Origin of the sequence: Streptomyces sp. NPDC091287 (assembly GCF_044768525.1) — a bacterium.
GTDB lineage: Bacteria > Actinomycetota > Actinomycetes > Streptomycetales > Streptomycetaceae > Streptomyces.
The window spans coordinates 98,614-115,637 of sequence record NZ_JBIVUV010000012.1 but is presented as its reverse complement, the minus strand read 5'-3'; the positions used below and the strand labels follow the sequence as shown (position 1 = coordinate 115,637).

At 72.3% G+C, this 17,024-nt stretch carries 16 protein-coding genes and 1 pseudogene; 8 read left to right on the top strand and 9 right to left on the bottom strand.

Annotated features, from left to right (window positions below):
* Positions 1-24: 24 nt before the first annotated feature.
* A complete protein-coding gene (locus ACIQRW_RS21410; RefSeq protein ID WP_030590408.1) occupies positions 25-522 on the bottom strand; it encodes a hypothetical protein in 498 nt (165 codons plus the stop codon).
* Between the two features lie 102 nt (positions 523-624).
* Between ACIQRW_RS21410 and ACIQRW_RS21405 the strand changes: the two genes are divergently transcribed.
* Positions 625-1,509 carry a hypothetical protein gene (locus ACIQRW_RS21405; protein WP_403762574.1) on the top strand — a complete coding sequence of 295 codons (885 nt, stop codon included), beginning with the start codon at positions 625-627 and terminating at the stop codon, positions 1,507-1,509.
* Positions 1,510-1,587: 78 nt separating this feature from the next.
* On the opposite strand, the pseudogene ACIQRW_RS21400 reads toward ACIQRW_RS21405, so the two are convergent.
* The 4 genes and pseudogenes from ACIQRW_RS21400 to ACIQRW_RS21385 all read right to left on the bottom strand — a co-directional run.
* Positions 1,588-1,809: pseudogene (locus tag ACIQRW_RS21400) on the bottom strand (methyltransferase); the annotation flags it as partial.
* Positions 1,719-2,624, bottom strand: a complete 906-nt coding sequence (locus ACIQRW_RS21395) for a helix-turn-helix domain-containing protein (RefSeq protein WP_403762571.1) — start codon at positions 2,622-2,624, stop codon at positions 1,719-1,721. The pseudogene ACIQRW_RS21400 and the gene ACIQRW_RS21395, both read right to left, overlap by 91 nt.
* 113 nt (positions 2,625-2,737) lie before the next feature.
* Complete coding sequence (locus ACIQRW_RS21390; RefSeq protein WP_215111152.1) at positions 2,738-3,382, bottom strand: response regulator transcription factor; 645 nt, start codon at positions 3,380-3,382, stop codon at positions 2,738-2,740.
* On the bottom strand, positions 3,379-4,680 hold the full coding sequence (locus ACIQRW_RS21385) for a sensor histidine kinase (protein WP_403762568.1): 1,302 nt from the start codon (positions 4,678-4,680) through the stop codon (positions 3,379-3,381). The genes ACIQRW_RS21390 and ACIQRW_RS21385 overlap by 4 nt, the downstream gene beginning before the upstream one ends.
* A 270-nt stretch (positions 4,681-4,950) precedes the next feature.
* Here ACIQRW_RS21385 and ACIQRW_RS21380 point away from each other — a divergent pair, with 270 nt between their 5' ends.
* The 4 genes from ACIQRW_RS21380 (at position 4,951) to ACIQRW_RS21365 (ending at position 9,016) form a co-directional block, all read left to right on the top strand.
* On the top strand, positions 4,951-5,508 hold the full coding sequence (locus ACIQRW_RS21380) for a heme-binding protein (RefSeq protein WP_403762566.1): 558 nt from the start codon (positions 4,951-4,953) through the stop codon (positions 5,506-5,508).
* A 45-nt stretch (positions 5,509-5,553) separates the two neighbouring features.
* The gene (locus ACIQRW_RS21375; RefSeq protein WP_403762563.1) at positions 5,554-6,150 is read left to right on the top strand and encodes an ankyrin repeat domain-containing protein; all 597 of its coding nucleotides are present in this window, start codon (positions 5,554-5,556) and stop codon (positions 6,148-6,150) included.
* Positions 6,147-7,517 carry a hypothetical protein gene (locus ACIQRW_RS21370; protein ID WP_403762561.1) on the top strand — a complete coding sequence of 457 codons (1,371 nt, stop codon included), beginning with the start codon at positions 6,147-6,149 and terminating at the stop codon, positions 7,515-7,517. Before ACIQRW_RS21375 ends, ACIQRW_RS21370 begins: the two co-directional genes overlap by 4 nt.
* Positions 7,518-7,600: 83 nt before the next feature.
* On the top strand, positions 7,601-9,016 hold the full coding sequence (locus tag ACIQRW_RS21365; RefSeq protein ID WP_403762558.1) for a M1 family metallopeptidase: 1,416 nt from the start codon (positions 7,601-7,603) through the stop codon (positions 9,014-9,016).
* Positions 9,017-9,045: 29 nt separating this feature from the next.
* Here ACIQRW_RS21365 and ACIQRW_RS21360 read toward each other — a convergent pair whose 3' ends face one another.
* Both ACIQRW_RS21360 and ACIQRW_RS21355 read right to left on the bottom strand, forming a co-directional pair.
* A complete protein-coding gene (locus ACIQRW_RS21360; protein WP_403762555.1) occupies positions 9,046-10,668 on the bottom strand; it encodes a M4 family metallopeptidase in 1,623 nt (540 codons plus the stop codon).
* Positions 10,669-10,941: 273 nt separating this feature from the next.
* Positions 10,942-11,517, bottom strand: a complete 576-nt coding sequence (locus ACIQRW_RS21355) for a TerD family protein (protein ID WP_007446537.1) — start codon at positions 11,515-11,517, stop codon at positions 10,942-10,944.
* A 238-nt stretch (positions 11,518-11,755) separates the two neighbouring features.
* Here ACIQRW_RS21355 and arfB point away from each other — a divergent pair, with 238 nt between their 5' ends.
* Positions 11,756-12,190, top strand: a complete 435-nt coding sequence (arfB, locus tag ACIQRW_RS21350) for an alternative ribosome rescue aminoacyl-tRNA hydrolase ArfB (protein ID WP_403762553.1) — start codon at positions 11,756-11,758, stop codon at positions 12,188-12,190.
* Positions 12,191-12,209: 19 nt separating this feature from the next.
* On the opposite strand, the gene ACIQRW_RS21345 is transcribed toward arfB, so the two are convergent.
* Entirely contained in the window at positions 12,210-12,716 is a 507-nt protein-coding gene (locus ACIQRW_RS21345; RefSeq protein WP_403762550.1) for a flavin reductase family protein, read from the bottom strand.
* A 428-nt stretch (positions 12,717-13,144) separates the two neighbouring features.
* Here ACIQRW_RS21345 and cdgB point away from each other — a divergent pair, with 428 nt between their 5' ends.
* Entirely contained in the window at positions 13,145-14,800 is a 1,656-nt protein-coding gene (gene cdgB / locus ACIQRW_RS21340; RefSeq protein ID WP_361331126.1) for a diguanylate cyclase CdgB, read from the top strand.
* Between the two features lie 144 nt (positions 14,801-14,944).
* On the top strand, positions 14,945-15,952 hold the full coding sequence (locus ACIQRW_RS21335; RefSeq protein WP_403762547.1) for a carbohydrate-binding protein: 1,008 nt from the start codon (positions 14,945-14,947) through the stop codon (positions 15,950-15,952).
* Positions 15,953-15,993: 41 nt separating this feature from the next.
* Here ACIQRW_RS21335 and ACIQRW_RS21330 read toward each other — a convergent pair whose 3' ends face one another.
* A complete protein-coding gene (locus ACIQRW_RS21330; protein WP_403762544.1) occupies positions 15,994-16,920 on the bottom strand; it encodes a 1-phosphofructokinase family hexose kinase in 927 nt (308 codons plus the stop codon).
* Positions 16,921-17,024: the final 104 nt, after the last annotated feature.

Genomic DNA, 17,024 nt, shown 5'->3' with positions numbered 1-17,024 from the left:
GACAGGAGAAGCGGGCCCGGGGCCTCACAAGCGGGGGAAGCGGGCCTGGAGGTCCCAGATCACGGGGTTGTCGGCCAGGCCCTCGTGCATGTCGGCCAGGTCGGCGATCAGGTCGTGCAGGAAGTCACGGGCCTCGCGGCGCAGGAGGGAGTGGCTGAAGGTGAGCGGGGGCTCGTCCCCGGGCATCCAGTCCGCCTCGACGTCGACCCAGCCGAAGCGCCGCTCGAACAGCATCCGGTCCGAGGACTCGGTGAAGTCCAGCTCCGCGTACTGCTGCCGGTGGGAGCGGTTGCCGCGCGGGTCCTGGTCGATCTGCTCGACGATGTCGCACAACGCCCACGCGAAGTCCAGCACCGGCACCCATCCCCAGGCTGTGGACACCTCGCGGTCCGCCTTCGTGTCCGCGAGGTAGACGTCGCCGGAGAACAGATCGTGCCGCAGCGCGCGGACGTCCGCGCGGCGGTAGTCGGTCTGCGGGGGGTCGGGGAAGCGGCGGGAGAGGGAGTAGCCGATGTCGAGCACGGATCGATGGTGTCATGCCCGTCCGGGGCGAACCGACACGATCGGGTGAAGCGGTCCGGGTATGCCGGAAGCATATGCCGATGGCTCCCTAGCCTCCGGCATATGGTCAGTTCGCCTCATGAGGCTCATCATCGGATCTTCCAGGGCAATCCGGGTTTATTCGCGAGTGCCTTCCGGACCTTGGGCATCCCCTTTCCGGAACCCGTCGCGGTGTCGCTCATGGACACGGATCTCACGGAGATCAGACCGCTCGAACGGCACGTGGACACGCTGCTGCGCATCGATGTGGCCGACGGGGGCTCCCTGTTGCTGGCAATCGAGGCTCAAGGCAAGAAGGACCCGGACAAGCGCAGTAGCTGGGCGTACTACCTCGCCCACCTCTACGCGAAGTTCCGCTATCCGTGTGTGCTCCTGGTCGTCTGCCGGGACAAGGGAACGGCGGAGTGGGCAGCCGAGCCGATCCGTATCGGCCTGGACAAGCACCCGAGTCTGGTCGCTCTCCCCTTGGTGCTCGGGCCGCACAACGTACCCATGGTCACGGACGCCGCCAGGGCGGCCGACGACATCCCGATGGCCGTCTTCTCGGCGATCACTCATAGTAACGATCACGACATCGCTGCCATACTGGAGGCTCTTGCCGCGGCGCTCCGGACCACGGACCCCGATGCCGCAGCGGTTTTCGCCGAATTCACCGAGGCGGGTCTGGGCGCCACGCCGGCCCGTGAGATCTGGAGGAACCTGATGGGCACTGGTCTCAGTCACTTCCGCGGCTTCGTCGCCGAGAGCTTCCGGGACGAAGGTCGGGACGAAGGCCGCGTGGAAGGCCGGGCCGAGGACATTCTGCGGATTCTCGCGGTGCGCGGTGTCACGGTGCCGGATGAAGCACGGCGGCGGATCACCGCCTGCAAGGACCTCACGGTGCTCGATGTGTGGTTCGAGCGGGCCGTTACGGCGACGACCGTCGACGCGGTGCTCGCGGAGATCTGATCGCCGGGTTCGTCCCGGAGGCTCTGTCTCCGCGCGCACTTCAGCAACGTCCGGTGCCCGGGGGCCGCTCGGCGCAGGTCAGTCGGCCACGGCCTCGATCATGGCGAACGGCGCGGCTTCGGTGAGCGGGGTGACCGTCGTGAGGGTCAGGCCCGCGCGGCGGCACACCTCCGCGAAGTCGTCGCGGGTGCGCTCCCGGCCGGCCAGGTTCACCAGCATGTTGAGGTCGCTGAGGTAGGTGACCCCGCCGTCGGTGACGTCGGCCCGGATGTCGACCGCGTCGGGAAGCACGGGCTCCACGTGGACCTGCCGGCCAGAGCGCGCGGCGTGCACCCGGCCAGGGCCGTGACGTCGCGGTGGAGGTGGGACTGGTCGGCGTATCCGCACGCGAGGGCGACGGCGTCGGCGCTCTCGCCCGCGCAGAGGGCTCGGGCGGCGTGATCGAAGCGGACCAGCATGGCGGCGCGTTTGGGGGTGAGGCCGATCTGGTCGGTGAACCGGGACCACAGCCGCTTGCGGCTCCACCCGAAGGACGCGGCGAGACCGGCGACCCGTACCCGGCCCCGGCGGGCCACGATGGTGTTCCAGGCGGCGGCGACCTCGGGCGACACCGACGGTGTGCCGGCGGCCCGCCTCGCGAGGAACGCGTCCGTCAGTGCCAGGCGTTCCTGCCACGTCGTGGCGTCGGTCAACTGCTCGCGGAGGTAGCGGGCGTGCCGCCCCCACAGGTCTTCCAGACCGTTGACCGACCCGTCCAGCTCGCGCGGGGAGACGCCCAGTACCGCATGGGCGGCCAGCGGCGGCAGACACACCTCGACGCACTCGACATGCTCGCCCCGGACACGGGCCGGGCCGGGCGACAACGAGGCGACGAAGCTCCTCAGCGGCCGGGGCGCCGTGGCACTCTCCACCGTGAGGGGGGTGTCCCCGAGCCCGATGACGACGACCACGACGGGCTGGGGGAGCACCTGCATGTCCAGCCCGACGGAGGCGCGGTCACGGAAGCCGGCCATCCGGACCCCGTCGAGCGCCGTGCTGCCGAGGAAGTGGGCGACCTCCCAGCCGTGCTCGGAATCGTGCTCCCGAGGCGCGGGACCCACGTGATTTCTGCGCATGCCCCTACCGTTGCCGACTCCGGCGCGCCTGTCTTGGACGAAAGTTCCGGAGTCACCCGGTCCCGCCGTGCCGCGATACCGTCCAGCGGATCACGCGGGCTCCGCGCCCCGGCTCACGGCAGCAGGCGCTGCTCCTTCGCCACCGACACCGCTCCCGCACGCGTGTCGACGCCGAGCTTGTCGTAGATCCGGCCCAGGTGGGTCTTGACCGTGGCCTCGCTGATGAACAGGGCGCGGGCGATGTCGCGGTTGCCGAGGCCCTGGGAGAGCTGGGCCAGGATGTCGCGTTCACGGTCGGTGAGGCTGGGGCGGGGGCTGCGCATCCGGGCCATGACCCGGCTGGCGACGGGGGCCGAGAGCGTGGTGCGGCCCTGGGCGGCGGACCGGATCGCGGCGAACAGTTCCTCGGGGCGCTCCGCCTTCAGCAGATAGCCGGTCGCCCCCGCCTCGATGGCCCGGGTGATGTCGGCGTCGGTGTCGTACGTGGTCAGCACGAGGACGTGGACCGTGCCGTCGGCCGCGATGCGGCGGGTCGCCTCGACCCCGTCGATGCCCTCGCCGAGCTGGAGGTCCATGAGGACGACGTCCGGGGTGAGCCGGGCGGCGAGCACCACGGCCTCCTCGCCGCTGCCGGCCTCGCCGACGACCTCGATGTCCGGTTCGCTGCCGAGGAGGGCGAGCAGTCCGGCGCGGACGACCACGTGGTCGTCGCAGAGCAGGATGCGTACGGGGGGTGTCTGCGGGCCTTGGCCGGTCATGCGGGGTCCTCCGGGGCGGTGAGGGGGGCGGGCGCGAGCGGGATCGCGGCCGAGAGGACCGTGCCCTCGCCCGGGGCCGACTCGATGGTGAGCGTTCCGCCGAGCTGGTGCACGCGGGCCCGGATGGCGGGGAGCCCGTGGCCGCGCACGGTGTCGGGGCTGCGGACGGGCGCGGGCTCCACGGTGAAGCCGCGGCCGTTGTCGCCGATGTCGAGGACCACCCGGTCGTCGAGGTGGGTCAGGGTCAGCCCGGCGGCGGTGGCCCCGGAGTGTTCCCGCACATTCGCCAGGGCCCCTTGGGCGATGCGCAGCAGGGCGGACTGCACCCGGTCCGGCAGCGGGGCGCCCGGGGTGCCCTCCACATGGCAGTGGACGGTGAGCGCGCCCTCCGCCTGGGCGCTTTCGCGGGCCGCCAGCGTGTGCAGGGCCGCCTCCAGACCGCCGCCCTGTGCCAGGTCGGCGGGGGCCAGGTCGTGGACGAAGCGGCGGGCCTCGGCGAGGTTGCGTTCCGCGATCCCGGTGGCCGTACGGACATGGCGGCGGGCCGCGTCCGGGTCGGCGCTCCAGGTGCGGTCGGCCGCCTGGAGCAGCATCTGCTGGCTGGACAGGCCCTGCGCCAGGGTGTCGTGGATCTCCATCGAGAGCCGCTGGCGCTCGGCGAGGGTCCCCTCGCGCCGCTCGGTGGCGGCCAGTTCGCGCCGGGTGCGCAGCAGGTCGTCGATCAGCTCGCGCTGGCGTCCGGCCAGTTCCCGCTGGCGTACCGCCTGACGCCGCATATGGACGAAGACGGCGGTCGCCACGGCGGCGACCGCGGGCGGGGCGAGGACCAGGTTCGGGTCGAACCCGTCGGCCAGGCGCAGTTGCGCGGCCACGACGAACGCGGTGAGCAGGGCGACCAGGGCGAGGGCCGCACGCGGCGGCAGGATGCGCAGCCCGGTGTAGAACAACGGCACGGCGCACCACGCGAAGCTCGGCGCGAGGACGACCAGCACCATCCAGACGAGGACTAGCACGCCGAGCCAGGCGAGCCGGCGCGGGGTGGGGCGCGAACCCAGGACGGGCCCCAGGAGATACAGCACCGCCAGAGTGATCGACAGGGCGATGATCCACGGGGTGCGGGCCTCACCGGGGTGCCGCATCAGGAACCGGGTCAGCGAGGCGCCGAGCAGCAGGAAGAACGCGGCGTGCATGAGGAGCGCGAGCCAGCGGGCGTCGGGGTCGGCGCCGAAACCCGGGCCGGGGCCGGCGTCGGCGGATCCGTCCCCCTCCGGGGCCCGCGGATCGCTGCGGTGCTCCACCTCGTACCTCGTGTTCCGTCTCGCCCGATCCCGCTGAGACCCTGCTGACCTGCGCGGATCTTCCATGGTGACCCGATCCGGCCACCCCCGCATCAACCGATCGGCTGACGGGGACGTCGGCCGACCCGCGCGCCGCTTCCAGCCGGTACGTCGACCGTACGGGGCCGGATCCGCCGGGAGGATCGATACCAGAGCGAAACGCCCGGACCACTTCCGGGCCGCCCGGCACACCGAACCACCGGGCCGCCCCCGGATCACCAAGGAGCCACCATGAAGAAGCTGTCGCTGCGCACCCGTGTCGTCACCGGCGCCGTCGTCGTCGCCGCCCTCGGGGCCGGCACGTTCGGCGCGATGTCCGCGAGCGCCTCCTCCCCGGCCGCCGCCCCCGCCGCCGCGGTCAAGGCCGACACGAGCAACCGGAACCTCCAGCAGACGACGCACCTGACCGTGGCCGCCGCCACCAAGGCCGCGCAGGCCACGCTGGACGCGGCGAAGAAGGAGAACCAGCGGATCTCCGTCGCGGTCGTCGACCGCGACGGCAACACCATCGTCTCCCTGCGCGGTGACGGCGCTGGCCCGCAGTCCCCCGAGTCCGCGGTGAAGAAGGCGTACACCGCCGTCTCCTGGAACGCCCCCACCTCCGAGTTGGTCAAGCGCCTGGAGCAGGCCCCGAACCTGAAGGACATCCCTGGCACCCTGTTCCTCGGGGGCGGTGCTCCGGTGCAGGTCAAGGGCGCCCCGGTGGCCGGCATCGGTGTGGCCGGCGCGCCCAGCGGCGACCTCGACGAGAAGTTCGCCCAGGCGGGCGTCGCGGCCCTCGCCCGGTAGTCACGCCCGCTCGCAGCGGAAGCCCCCAGCGGAAGGAAGAGACCCATGAACGCCCTCGATCACGACCTGCTCACCACCGCACGCACCGGCGACACCGAAGGTGTGCGCACCGCGATCGAGGGCGGCGCCCGGGTCGACGTCCGCGACGAGGAGTTGCGCACCCCTCTCCTCCTCGCCGTCCACGGCGACCACGTCGACGCGGCCCGGCTGCTCGTGGCCGCCGGGGCGGACCCGGACGCCCAGGACCGGCGCGAGGAGAGCCCGTGGCTGGCCACCGGCGTCACCGGCAGCGTCGCGATGCTGCACGTGCTGCTGCCGGCCGGACCGGACCTGGCCCTGCGCAACCGGTTCGGCGGCGTCTCCCTCATCCCGGCGAGCGAACGCGGCCATGTCGGTTACGTACGGGAGGTGCTGCGGGTCACCGACATCGACGTCGACCATGTCAACCGGCTCGGCTGGACCGCCCTGCTGGAGGCGGTGATCCTCGGCGAGGGCGGGCTCGCGCACCAGCAGGTCGTGGAGCTGCTGCTCGCGGCCGGGGCGACGCGGGACCTGCCCGACGGCGACGGGGTGACGCCCCTGGCCCACGCCGAGCGGCGCGGCTTCGCCGAGCTGGCCGCCCTGCTGCGGGACGCCGCGTGACCGGGGACCACGGCCCCCGCGCCGCCCTCCGCGAAGCCCTCCGGACCCCCGGCCCCCGCGCCGCCCTCCGCGCCGCAGGCCGTGGCGACGGCCCCTCGGCCTCCGCCCCCCGCACCGCCCTCCGCCTCCCCGGCCCCCGCGCCGCAGGCCGTGGCGACGGCCCCTCGGCTTTCGCCCCCCGCACCGCCCTCCGCCTCCCCGGCCCCCGCGCCCGTCGCCTCGCCCTCGGGCTCGTCGCCGCCGCCCTGCTCGCCGGGTGCTCGGCCGGCCCGACGGAGGCGGCCCCGGACACCCCGGGCACCCCGGGCCCGTCCGCCGCGGCCGGCACCGTGGCGCCCCCCGATCCCTCCCGCGCCCCCACCGGCCGCACCCCCGACGGCACCCTCCTCGTCGCCGACTTCGGCGGCGACACCGTGACCTTCGTCGACCCCGGCCGGGACGGGTCCGGGAAGGGCGGGGCCCCCATCGCCTCGGTGAAGGTCGGCACCGCGCCCTACGGCCTCGTCGTCGGCGAGGACGGGCGGGCCTGGGTCGCCACCGCCGAGGGTGTCGCGGTCGTCGACACCCGGGAGCGGACCCGGCTCGCGCTCGTCCCGTACGAGACGGAGTCCGGCCCGGTCACCACCGGCGAGTACCGGGGCGGCGGCATGGGCATCGCCCTGGCTCCGGACGGGACCCACGTCTACGTCGGGGTCAACGTGCCCGGCGGCGACGGCGCGGTCGAGGTCATCGACACCGCTACCCGCGAGGTCACCGGCACCGCGCCCGTGGGCATGCGCCCGTTCGACGTGGACGTGTCCCCGGACGGCCGCGAGGTGTACGCCACCGATCACGACTCCTTCGACGTGACGGCGGTGGACTCCGACTCGCTGGAGACCCGGCGCATGGAGGTCGCCCCGTACGGCACGGAGGGCGGGCTCGGCTCCTGGCTGAAGCCGCACTACGCCGTCGTGCGCCCCGAGGACGGCAAGCTGCTGCTGCCGTTCGAGGGGGAGCGGCTCGCGGTCCTCGACCCGCGCACCGGAGAGGTGGCCATCGAGCCGATGACCGCCGACACCCACCAGCACGGCGCGGCCCTCGCCCCCGACGGCACCCTCCTGGTGGTGGGCACCGGCCCGATCGGATCGGACGACGAGGACCCCTCGCTCACCGTCCGGTCCCCCGGCGGCGAGGAGCGGGTCGTCCCGCTGGACGGGCCGCACGAGGACGTGGCGGTGTCGAAGGACGGCCGCACGGCGTACGTGACCGGCGGCTTCACCCGCGACGGGTACTGGAACGGCATCACGGTCGTCGACCTGGCCGACGAGAGCAGCGCGCCGGTCCGTCTGGAGGCAGGCAACCGGCCGCTCGGAATCGCCATCCTCTGAACTGGAGCCGCCCGTTCTTCCCCCGAGGCGGGCGGCTCCTTCGGGTCCCGGGAACCGGTTTCCCGGGACCTAGGATCCATCGGGTGAACCACCCTCACCCGGCCCGGCGGCACACCGCCCGCACCCCTCTGCTGCTGGCCCTCAGCCTGGTCCTCCTCGGCGCGGGCTGCACCGGCGGGGTCGAAGGCACCCCGGGCGCGGTCGGAGTGCGTGACCCGTACTTCCCGGGGCTCGGCAACGGCGGCTACGACGTCACCCACTACGGCCTGGAGCTCGACGTCGGCCCGGCCGGAGACCGGCTGCGCGGCACCGCCACGATCACCGCCCGCGCCACCCAGGACCTGAGCGCCTTCCACCTCGACCTCGCCGGGCTCGACGTGGACGGCGCCACGGTCGAGGGCCGCCCGGCCGCCGTGAACCGGGCGGGCAAGGAGCTGACGCTGCGTCCGGCGGCCGCGGTCGAGGACCGGCTGCGCAAGGGGCGTACGTTCACCGCCGTCGTGCGCTACTCCGGCTCCCCGGAGACGATCACCGACCCGGACGGGTCGAAGGAGGGCTGGCTGCGGACGGCCGACGGCGCGGTCGCGCTGGGCGAACCGGCCGGGTCCATGGCCTGGTTCCCCGGCAACCACCACCCGAGCGACAAGGCCGCGTACGACATCGCGATCACCGTGCCCGAAGGGCTCGCGGGGATCTCCAACGGGGAGCTGGTGTCCCGGCGTACGGAGAACGGGCGCACCGCCTACCGCTGGCGGACCGCCGAACCGATGGCGAGCTATCTGGCGACCGTCGCCGTGGGGCGGTTCGCCACCGAGGAGTCGGTGACCTCCGACGGCATCCGGCTGTTCACCGCCGTGGACCCGGAGTCGGCGGCGGCGAGCGAGGACGTGCTGGCGCGGATTCCGGCGGTGCTGAAGTGGTCGGCGGGGAAGTTCGGCCCGTATCCCTTCGCCTCCGCCGGGGCGATCGTCGAGCGGACGGGCGACTCGGCCTACGCCCTGGAGACCCAGAACCGGCCCGTCTACCCCGGCCCGCCGGACACCGCGCTCCTCGTCCACGAACTGGCCCACCAGTGGTTCGGGAACTCCGTCACCCCCGCGACCTGGCGGGACATGTGGCTGAACGAGGGCTTCGCGACCTACGCGGAGTGGCTCTGGGCCGCCGACCACGAGGACGTACCGGTCGAGGAGAGCTTCGAGGCGGCGTACGAGTCCGACGCGAACTGGGCGTTCCCGCCGGCCGATCCGCCGACCGCCGCCGAGCTGTCCGAGCCGCCGGTCTACGGGCGGGGGGCGATGGCCGTGCACCGCGTCCGGCTCGCCCTGGACGACGACCGGGCGTTCTTCGCCCTGGTGAAGGGGTGGACGAGGGCCCACCGGCACGCCAACGCCTCGACCGAGGACTTCACCGCGTACGTGGAGGAGGAGACGGGGCGGGACCTCACCGGGCTGTGGGACGCCTGGCTGTACGGCAGGAGCCGGCCGCCCGTGGAGGGCTGACCGGCTCCCGTGGTCGCTGATGTGACGCGTTACTTGACGTTGACCCCGGTCCAGGTGGCCGAGACCGCCTTCAGCTCCTCGCTGTCCGCGCCGAACAGGTCGGTCGCCGCCTTCTCGGTGGCGACGCGCGCGCCCGCGTAGTCGGTGGTGGAGGTCATGTAGACGGAGAGGGCCTTGTACCAGATCTGGTACGCCTTCTCCCGGCCGATGCCCGTCAGCGTCGAGCCGTCGGAGGTCGCGGAGTCGTAGTCGACGCCGTTGATCGTCTTCTTTCCGCTGCCCTCGGCGAGCAGGTAGAAGAAGTGGTTGGCGACGCCGGAGGAGTAGTGGACGTCGAGGTCGCCGAGGTTCTCGTCCCAGAAGTCGGCCGAGCTGCCGTCCTTGCTGGGCTTGTCCATGTAGCGCAGCGGGGTGCCGTCGCCGTTGATGTCGATCTTCTCGCCGATGAGGTAGTCCCCGGCGTCCGTGGCGTTGTCGGCGAAGAACTCCACCGAGGCGCCGAGGATGTCGCTGGTCGCCTCGTTGAGGCCGCCGGACTCGCCCGCGTAGTCCAGGTTGGCGGTGGCGGAGGTGAGACCGTGGGTCATCTCGTGGGCCGCGACGTCGATGGAGGTGAGGGCGCTCTTGTTGCCCTCGCCGTCGCCGTACGTCATGCAGAAACAGCTGTCGTCCCAGAAGGCGTTGACGTAGTTCTCGCCGTAGTGGACCCGGGAGTAGGCGGCCTTGCCGTCGCCCGCGATGCCGTCGCGGCCGAGCGCGGTCTTGTAGAAGTCCCAGGTCTTCGCGGCGCCGTAGTGGGCGTCGACGGCGGCGGTCTGCCGGTCCGCGCCGGTGCCGTCGCCCCAGGCGTCGTCGTCGTCCGTGACGAGTTCGCCGGTGCCGGAGGAGCCCTGGTTCAGGTCGTACGTCTTGTGGCCGCCGCGCTCGCCGTCGGTCAGCTCGAAGCCGGCGTCGGTCTTCGTGGTGGTGAGCTCGACCTCGCCGCTGTACTGGCTGGTGCCGGTGCCGGTCTCGATCGCCTCGTAGCTGTGCAGCTTCTCGCCGGTCGAGGCGTCGGTGATGGTGTGGACGCGGCTGGGCGTGCCGTCCTTCTGGACGCCCTTCTTGACGGTCTCCCAGGCGAGGACGGGGTTCTCGCCTCCCGCGTAGATCACCTTGCGGGCGCTCGCCGCGGCCTTCAGCTTCGGCGTCGTCGACGCCACGGCTATCTTCGCGTCGGTCGCCTTGTCGACGCTCTTGATCTTTCCGGCGGCGGTGGCGTGGGTGACGAGGTCGCCGCCGAGGACGGGCAGGCCGTCGTAGGTGCGCTCGTAGCGGGTGTGGACGGTGCCCTGGGCGTCCTTGACGACGTCGCGGGCGATCAGCTTCTCCCGGCCGCCCAGCTTCAGGGTCGTCGCCGCCGAGGAGGCGTCCGCCTGGGCCGACTTGATGGCCGTGGCGCGCTGCGCCGAGGGGTTCACGCCGAGTGCGGCGGCCGTGGAGGGCGTCGCCCCGGTGGTACGGGCGTCGTCGTCGCCGGGCGTGGCGACGGCGGATCCGGCCTGGACACCGGCGACGACCATCGCGGCGACCGCCGCGAGTGCTGCGAGCCGACGGGTGCCGCGGTTGGCGCGGGAGGTGTGGGGGGTGTGGGGGGTGCTGTGGAGGTTCATGTGGGTGTTCTCCGTTGGTCGTCCTGTGGGGGGACTACGAGCGGAGAGCGTGCCACCTGATGAACGAAGTTGACGGTGTGCCGACAATTGCCTCACAAGTTCTTGACCAGTTCTTGTACGAATGGGGAGCCGTGCTGTCCGGTATTCGGTGAAGTGGTGGATTTCCGCCGTACGGGGCAGGCGGCGTGACGGCCGCTCACACACGCGGGAGCCCCCGGCCGCGAAGGCGGCCGGGGGCTCCGGTGAAGCGGGTGAAGCGGGTGTGCGCTCGGGTCAGAGGTTGACGCCGAAGTCCTGGGCGATGCCGCGCAGGCCGGAGGCGTACCCCTGGCCGACCGCGCGGAACTTCCACTCGGCGCCGTTGCGGTAGAGCTCGCCGAAGACCATGGCGGTCTCGGTGGCGGCGTCCTCGCTCAGGTCGTAGCGGGCGATCTCGGCGCCGCCGGCCTGGTTGAGGATGCGGATGAACGCGTTCCGGACCTGGCCGAAGTTCTGGCTGCGGTTCTCGGCGTCGTAGATGGAGACCGGGAAGACGATCTTGTCCACGTCGGCCGGCAGACCCGCCAGGTTGACGTTGATCTGCTCGTCGTCGCCCTCGCCCTCACCCGTGACGTTGTCACCGGTGTGCACGATGGTCTGGTCCGGCGTCGACTTGTTGTTGAAGAAGACGAAGTGGCCGTCCGAGACGACCTTCCCGCCCGGGTTGACCGCGATCGCCGAGGCGTCGAGGTCGAAGTCGGTGCCGGTGGTGGTGCGGACGTCCCAGCCGAGGCCGACCGTGACGGCGGTAAGGCCCGGTGCCTCCTTGGTGAGCGAGACGTTGCCGCCCTTGGACAGGCTTACTGCCATGGGAAGTCCCTTTCCTCGTCGTGTGCGGGCTTCGTGCCATCACGAAAGCTACCGTCACCCGTCATAACGCAAGCAGCAGACCACGAGGTTCCTGGTCGCTTTACTTTCTTTGCCGAACTTCGTCCCGAAGTGGAGCCGGTCAGGGGACACCGTGCGGCCCGGTGCGCGATCCCGGGCGGACCCGGTGCGCGATCCCGTGGGCAAAAGAAGGTGACGAACAGGGCGCGGGGAAGGGACCATGGGTGTCATGTCCGGGCCCTATGTCATCCGCGGCTCGGTCTCCCTCCCGGAGGCCGAGCTCATGTGGCGTTTCTCGCGGTCCTCCGGTCCCGGCGGCCAGCACGTCAACACCAGCGACTCCCAGGTGGAGCTGCGCTTCGACCTGGCGGCGACCGACGCGTTCCCCGAGGTGTGGAAGGCGCGGGCGCTGGAGCGGCTCGCGAGCAGGCTGGTGGGCGGGGTAATCTCCGTACGGGCCTCCGAGCACCGTTCCCAGTGGCGCAACCGCGAGACGGCCGCCGTCCGGCTCGCCGCACTCCTCGCCGAGGCCACGGCGCCGCCGCCCAAGCCCCGGATCAAGCGGAAGATCCCGCGCGGGATCAACGAGCGCAGGCTGCGGGAGAAGAAGCAGCGCGGCGACACCAAGCGCGGGCGCTCGGGCCGCGACTGGTGACTCCGGGGGCCCTGCGCCGTCAGCCCAACTGGCGGTAGCGGCCCTTGAAGTACGCCAGCGGGTCGCCCTCCGGGCTCGGCAGCACCGCCGTGAGCACCCGGCCGATCACCAGGGTGTGGTCCCCGGCCACCACGCGCTGCTCGGTGCGGCACTCCAGCGTCGCCAGCGCCCCGCCGATCAGCGGCGCGTGCGTGACCTCGCCCCGTACGTACGGGACGTCCTCGAACAGCAGCCGGTCGCTGATCCGGCCCTTCATGGCGAACCGCCCCGCGATGTGCCGCTGGCTCGCGGCCAGGACGGAGACCGCCCACAGCGGCTGCTCGTCCAGCAGGTCGTCCATCCGGGAGCCGTTGCGCAGGCTCACCATCACCAGGGGCGGGTCCAGGGACACGGACATGAAGGCGGTCGCCGTCATGCCCACGTCCTCACCCCGGCCGTCCTCGTCGAGGGGCGGCTCCTGGGCGGTGACCAGCACCACCCCGGCGGCCAGCCGCGCGAGGGCGGCACGGAACTCGTCGTTGCTCACTCCCTCAGCATGGGGGACGGTCTCGGGGCGCGGGGTGGGAGGTTTCGTCTGGAGCACACCCCGACGCTAACCGCGGGGGCCCGACGGTCGCATCGGGCCAGGGGACCAGGCCGGTCCTAGGACTCCGGAAGGGCCGCGTGCGCGGGCGCACGAGCGGTGCGACACATGGGCGCGTACAACGGGAACCGGCCCTTCCGGCTCCCCGCGCGACGGGAGTCGGCCCTTTCGGCTTCGCGCCGAACGGGAGCGGACACCCTGAGTCACCGGCACCCCCCGGTCATCTGTTGTGACTTGAGTCACAGAGTCCATTTTCTGCTGACCCTGTGTACCGGGTGCACAGCTCACTGTGATTCAGTGGCCGTGACACTGCAACAAGTACGTCGATATGAAACCTGGAGTTGCTGTCGAGGTCTCGGGGAGTGCGAGCGATGGAGGCCGAGTCGGAACCGTACGTCCGCCTTGCGACCATGCGGCAGCTGCATCAGGCCGTCGCTGATCTCAATACGGCACGGAGTCTGGCGGACACGCTGCAGACCGTGGCCGACGGAATCGTCGCGGGCCTCGGCTACGAGCTGGGCTGCGTGAACCTGGTCCGGCCGGACGGCGACCTCGTCATCGCCGCCTTCGCGGGCAACGCCGCGGCCGAGGCCCTGATCACCGGGCGCGTCGGCTCCCGCGCCTCCTGGGAACGTCGGCTCTCCATGGGCGAGGCCTGGGACAACCTCCGCTTCATCCCGCACACCGAGGGCTGGGTCCTCCTCGACGACGACGTACCCCAGTGGCACACCGAGGGGCCCGAACCCCGGTTCGAGGACGAGTGGCACCCGCTGGACCGGCTCTACGCCCCGATGTACGCCTCCGCGGGCGGCCGGGACCTCCTCGGGGTCATATCCGTCGACCGGCCGCGCAACGGGCGCCGCCCCGGAGCCTGGGGGCGCGAGGCGCTCCAGATGTACGCCTCCCAGGCCGCCATCGCGATCAGCAACGCCCGCCTGCGGGCCAACATGCAGCGTGCCCTGGTCCGCCTGGAGCGGGAGCAGCAGGCGCTGCGGGCCAGCGAGGAGTCCTTCCGGCAGGCCTTCGAGTACGCGCCCAGCGGCATGGCCATCGCGGAGATGGGCGGCGACCAGCAGGGCAGGCTGCTGCGCACCAACGACGCCCTGTGCCGGCTGCTCGGCCGCCCGGCCTCCGTCATGCGCCGCTACTCCTTCGCCGACCTGGTCCACCCCGAGGACATCGGCACCCTGCTGCGCACCTCCGCCGAGGGCGGCCGGGCCGAGCTGCGGCTGAGCCGCCGGGACGGCACCTATCTGTGGGTCTCGCTGCGCAATTCGGTCGTCGCCGACACCGCCGACGGGCCGCGCTTCCTGCTCACCCATGTCGAGGACATAGAGGAGCGCAAGCGGCACGAGCTGAACCTCGCCCACCGCGCCTCGCACGACGCGCTGACCGGGCTGCCCAACAGCGCCGAGCTGAAATCGCGGCTCAGCGCCCGGATCTGCGAGCGGCCGCACTCCCCGGCCGCGACCGCGATCGAGGCGCTGGACGCGGCGTACGGGGACGTCGAGTCGTCCCTGACCCACGGCTACCAGGCCGACGGCTACGAGGGTGAGGCGGTCCCGGGCGGCGGCCCCTTCGACCACCATGTGCACGCGGTGGCCCCGGACCCGGAGCACGACGACGGGACGAAGGGCCTCGCGGTCCTCTTCTGCGACCTCGACGGCTTCAAGTCCATCAACGACCGCTTCGGGCACCACACCGGTGACGCCGTGCTCATCGAGGTTTCCCGGCGGCTGAGCACCTGTGTGCGGGACGGTGACACCGTCGCCCGGCTCGGGGGTGACGAATTCGTCGTTCTCGCCGACGGCCTCGGGGCGGCGGACGCCGCTGACCTGGCCGTTCGCCTGAGAAATGCCATCATTCCGCCCATAAGGGTCGATGGTCGCGCGGTCCGGGTCGGGGCGAGTTTCGGCATCGGCTGGGCCGAGTGCGGAATGACCGTCGAAGAGGTCCTGCGCTCCGCCGACCAGCGGATGTACGTGGAAAAGCGGTCCCGGTCGAAGGTTCACCGCAGGGCCGGATGACGTTCACGGCCCGTTTCTCCCCCTACCCCGTACCCGTTCCCCGAGGGCCGTCCGGGTCACCGAGCGCAATTCGGGGCCTGCTCCGTTCGAGGTAGGCTCGGCCGGTCGGCGACGGCTGGCGACATGGTGAGGAGTGACCCAGGGATGACGGCCGGAAACAACGGCGCGAGCAAGCCCGAGGACGACGATCCGTTCGGCTATCTGTACGCGGACGGACAGGCGGCAGGCGCCCAGCCGCCCGGCCAGGGCGGCTACGGCTACCCGGGGCCGGTAGCGCAGCCGGGCGTGCCCAGAACGTCCTACAACCAGGTGCGGGCCGTCGGCGAGCGCCAGTACGGCCAGCAGCAGGCGCCGCAGCAGCAGGGCGGGTACGGCTACCCGCCCCAGCAGGGCTACGGCCAGCAGCCCCCGCAGCAGTACAACCGGCCGAACCCGCAGTACGCGGCCCCCGAGACCTACCCGGGCGGCGCGTCCAACGGGCAGCCTCCGGCGCAGGGCGGTCACGGCGGCGGTCCGGGCCGCGGCGGTCCGAACACGAAGGCGCTCCTGATCGCGGCGGTCGCCGTGGTCGCGGTCGTCGTCATCGGCATCGGCGCCGCCCTGCTCACGGGCGACGACGGCGACAAGGACGACAGCAAGGACGAGGCGTCCTCCTCGCAGGGCCCCGCCGGCGAGGTCGAGCAGTCGAAGAAGCCGGAGAAGAAGCCCAAGGAGACGCCGAAGCCGGTCGAGCTGCCGAAGCAGGACGCGGCGACGCTGACGCTGGGCGGCACGGCGGCCCTGGACTCCACGGTCAAGGGCGCCAAGGGCGCGAACGGCAACTACATCAACCTGAACGAGGTCGGCCGGTCGGCCACCTGGACGGTCGATGTTCCCGAGGCCGGCGCGTACACCCTGTACGTGACCTACGGCGTGCCCGGCAAGGACGCGAAGACGACCCTGACGGTCAACGCGCAGGAGCCGCGCTCCATCAACATGAAGAACTTCGCGCAGGCCGCCGAGGGCGATCTGGAGAAGGGCTGGACGAACACGTACGCGTACGTCCAGCTCGACAAGGGTTCCAACACCCTCAAGCTGTCGTGCGAGACAGGCGATCAGTGCGACGCCAATCTCGACCAGCTGGAGCTGAAGTCGGGCCACATCAAGAGCTAGTCACACCGTGCGCGACGACGCCCTGACCGCCTTCGAGGTGGTCAGGGCGTCGGCGTGTGCGGCTCCACCGTGACGCGCGGCAGCAGCTCCGCGTAGGCCGCCGCGTCGAACTCGCCGGCCGTCGGGGCCAGCACGGTCGCCGTCGACAGGGCCACCGCCCGGGCGAGGCGATCCGGCCAGTCGAGGCCCTCGGCCAGGGCGGACAGCAGTCCGGCCACCGCGGAGTCGCCCGCCCCGGTCGGGTTGCCGCGCACGGGGGCGGGCGGGGCGGCCCGCCAGACGCCGTCCGGGGTGAGGGCGAGCACGCCGTCCGGGCCCAGGGACGCGATCACGGAGTGGGCCCCGCGGCGGCGGGCGTCGCGGGCGGCGCGCAGCGGTTCGCGGGAGCCGGTCAGCTGGGCCAGCTCCTCGGCGTTCGGCTTGACCAGGTCGGGGCGGGCGGCGATGCCCCGGCGCAGCGGTTCTCCGCTGGTGTCCAGCAGCACCGGCACGGCGGCGGCGCGGGCGATCCGGACCAGCTCCGCGTAGGCCCCGACATGGATGCCGGGCGGCAGGCTGCCGCAGAGCGCGACGGCGTCGGCTCCGGCGAGCAGCTCCTCGTACGTCCGCAGGAAGGCGGCCCATTCGGCGGGGCTCACCTGCGGTCCGGGTTCGTTGAGCTGGGTGGTGTCGCCGGTCGAGCGGTCGGTGATCGCGAGCGTGCGGCGGGTGTTCCCGGCGACGGGCACGAGGGCGTCGCGCGGCGGGAGCGGGGCGAGCAGGGAGCGCAGGACGTCCCCGGTCGGGCCTCCCGCGAAGCCGGTGACGACGCAGTCGTGGCCCAGCGCGCCGAGGACCCGGGCGACGTTGAGGCCTTTGCCGCCGGGACGTTCGGTGACCTCGCCGACCCGGTGGCTGCGGTGCGGGACGAGCGCTTCGACGGTGTACGTCACGTCGAGCGCGGTGTTCAGAGTGACGGTCAGGATCACCTCTGGTCCCTCCCTCGGTGCATGGCCCCAACGGCGCGCACCCGTCCGCAGCGCGCCCATCCGATGATCATGTCAAAGCGAGGGCGGTCGGCCCAGTCCCGCGG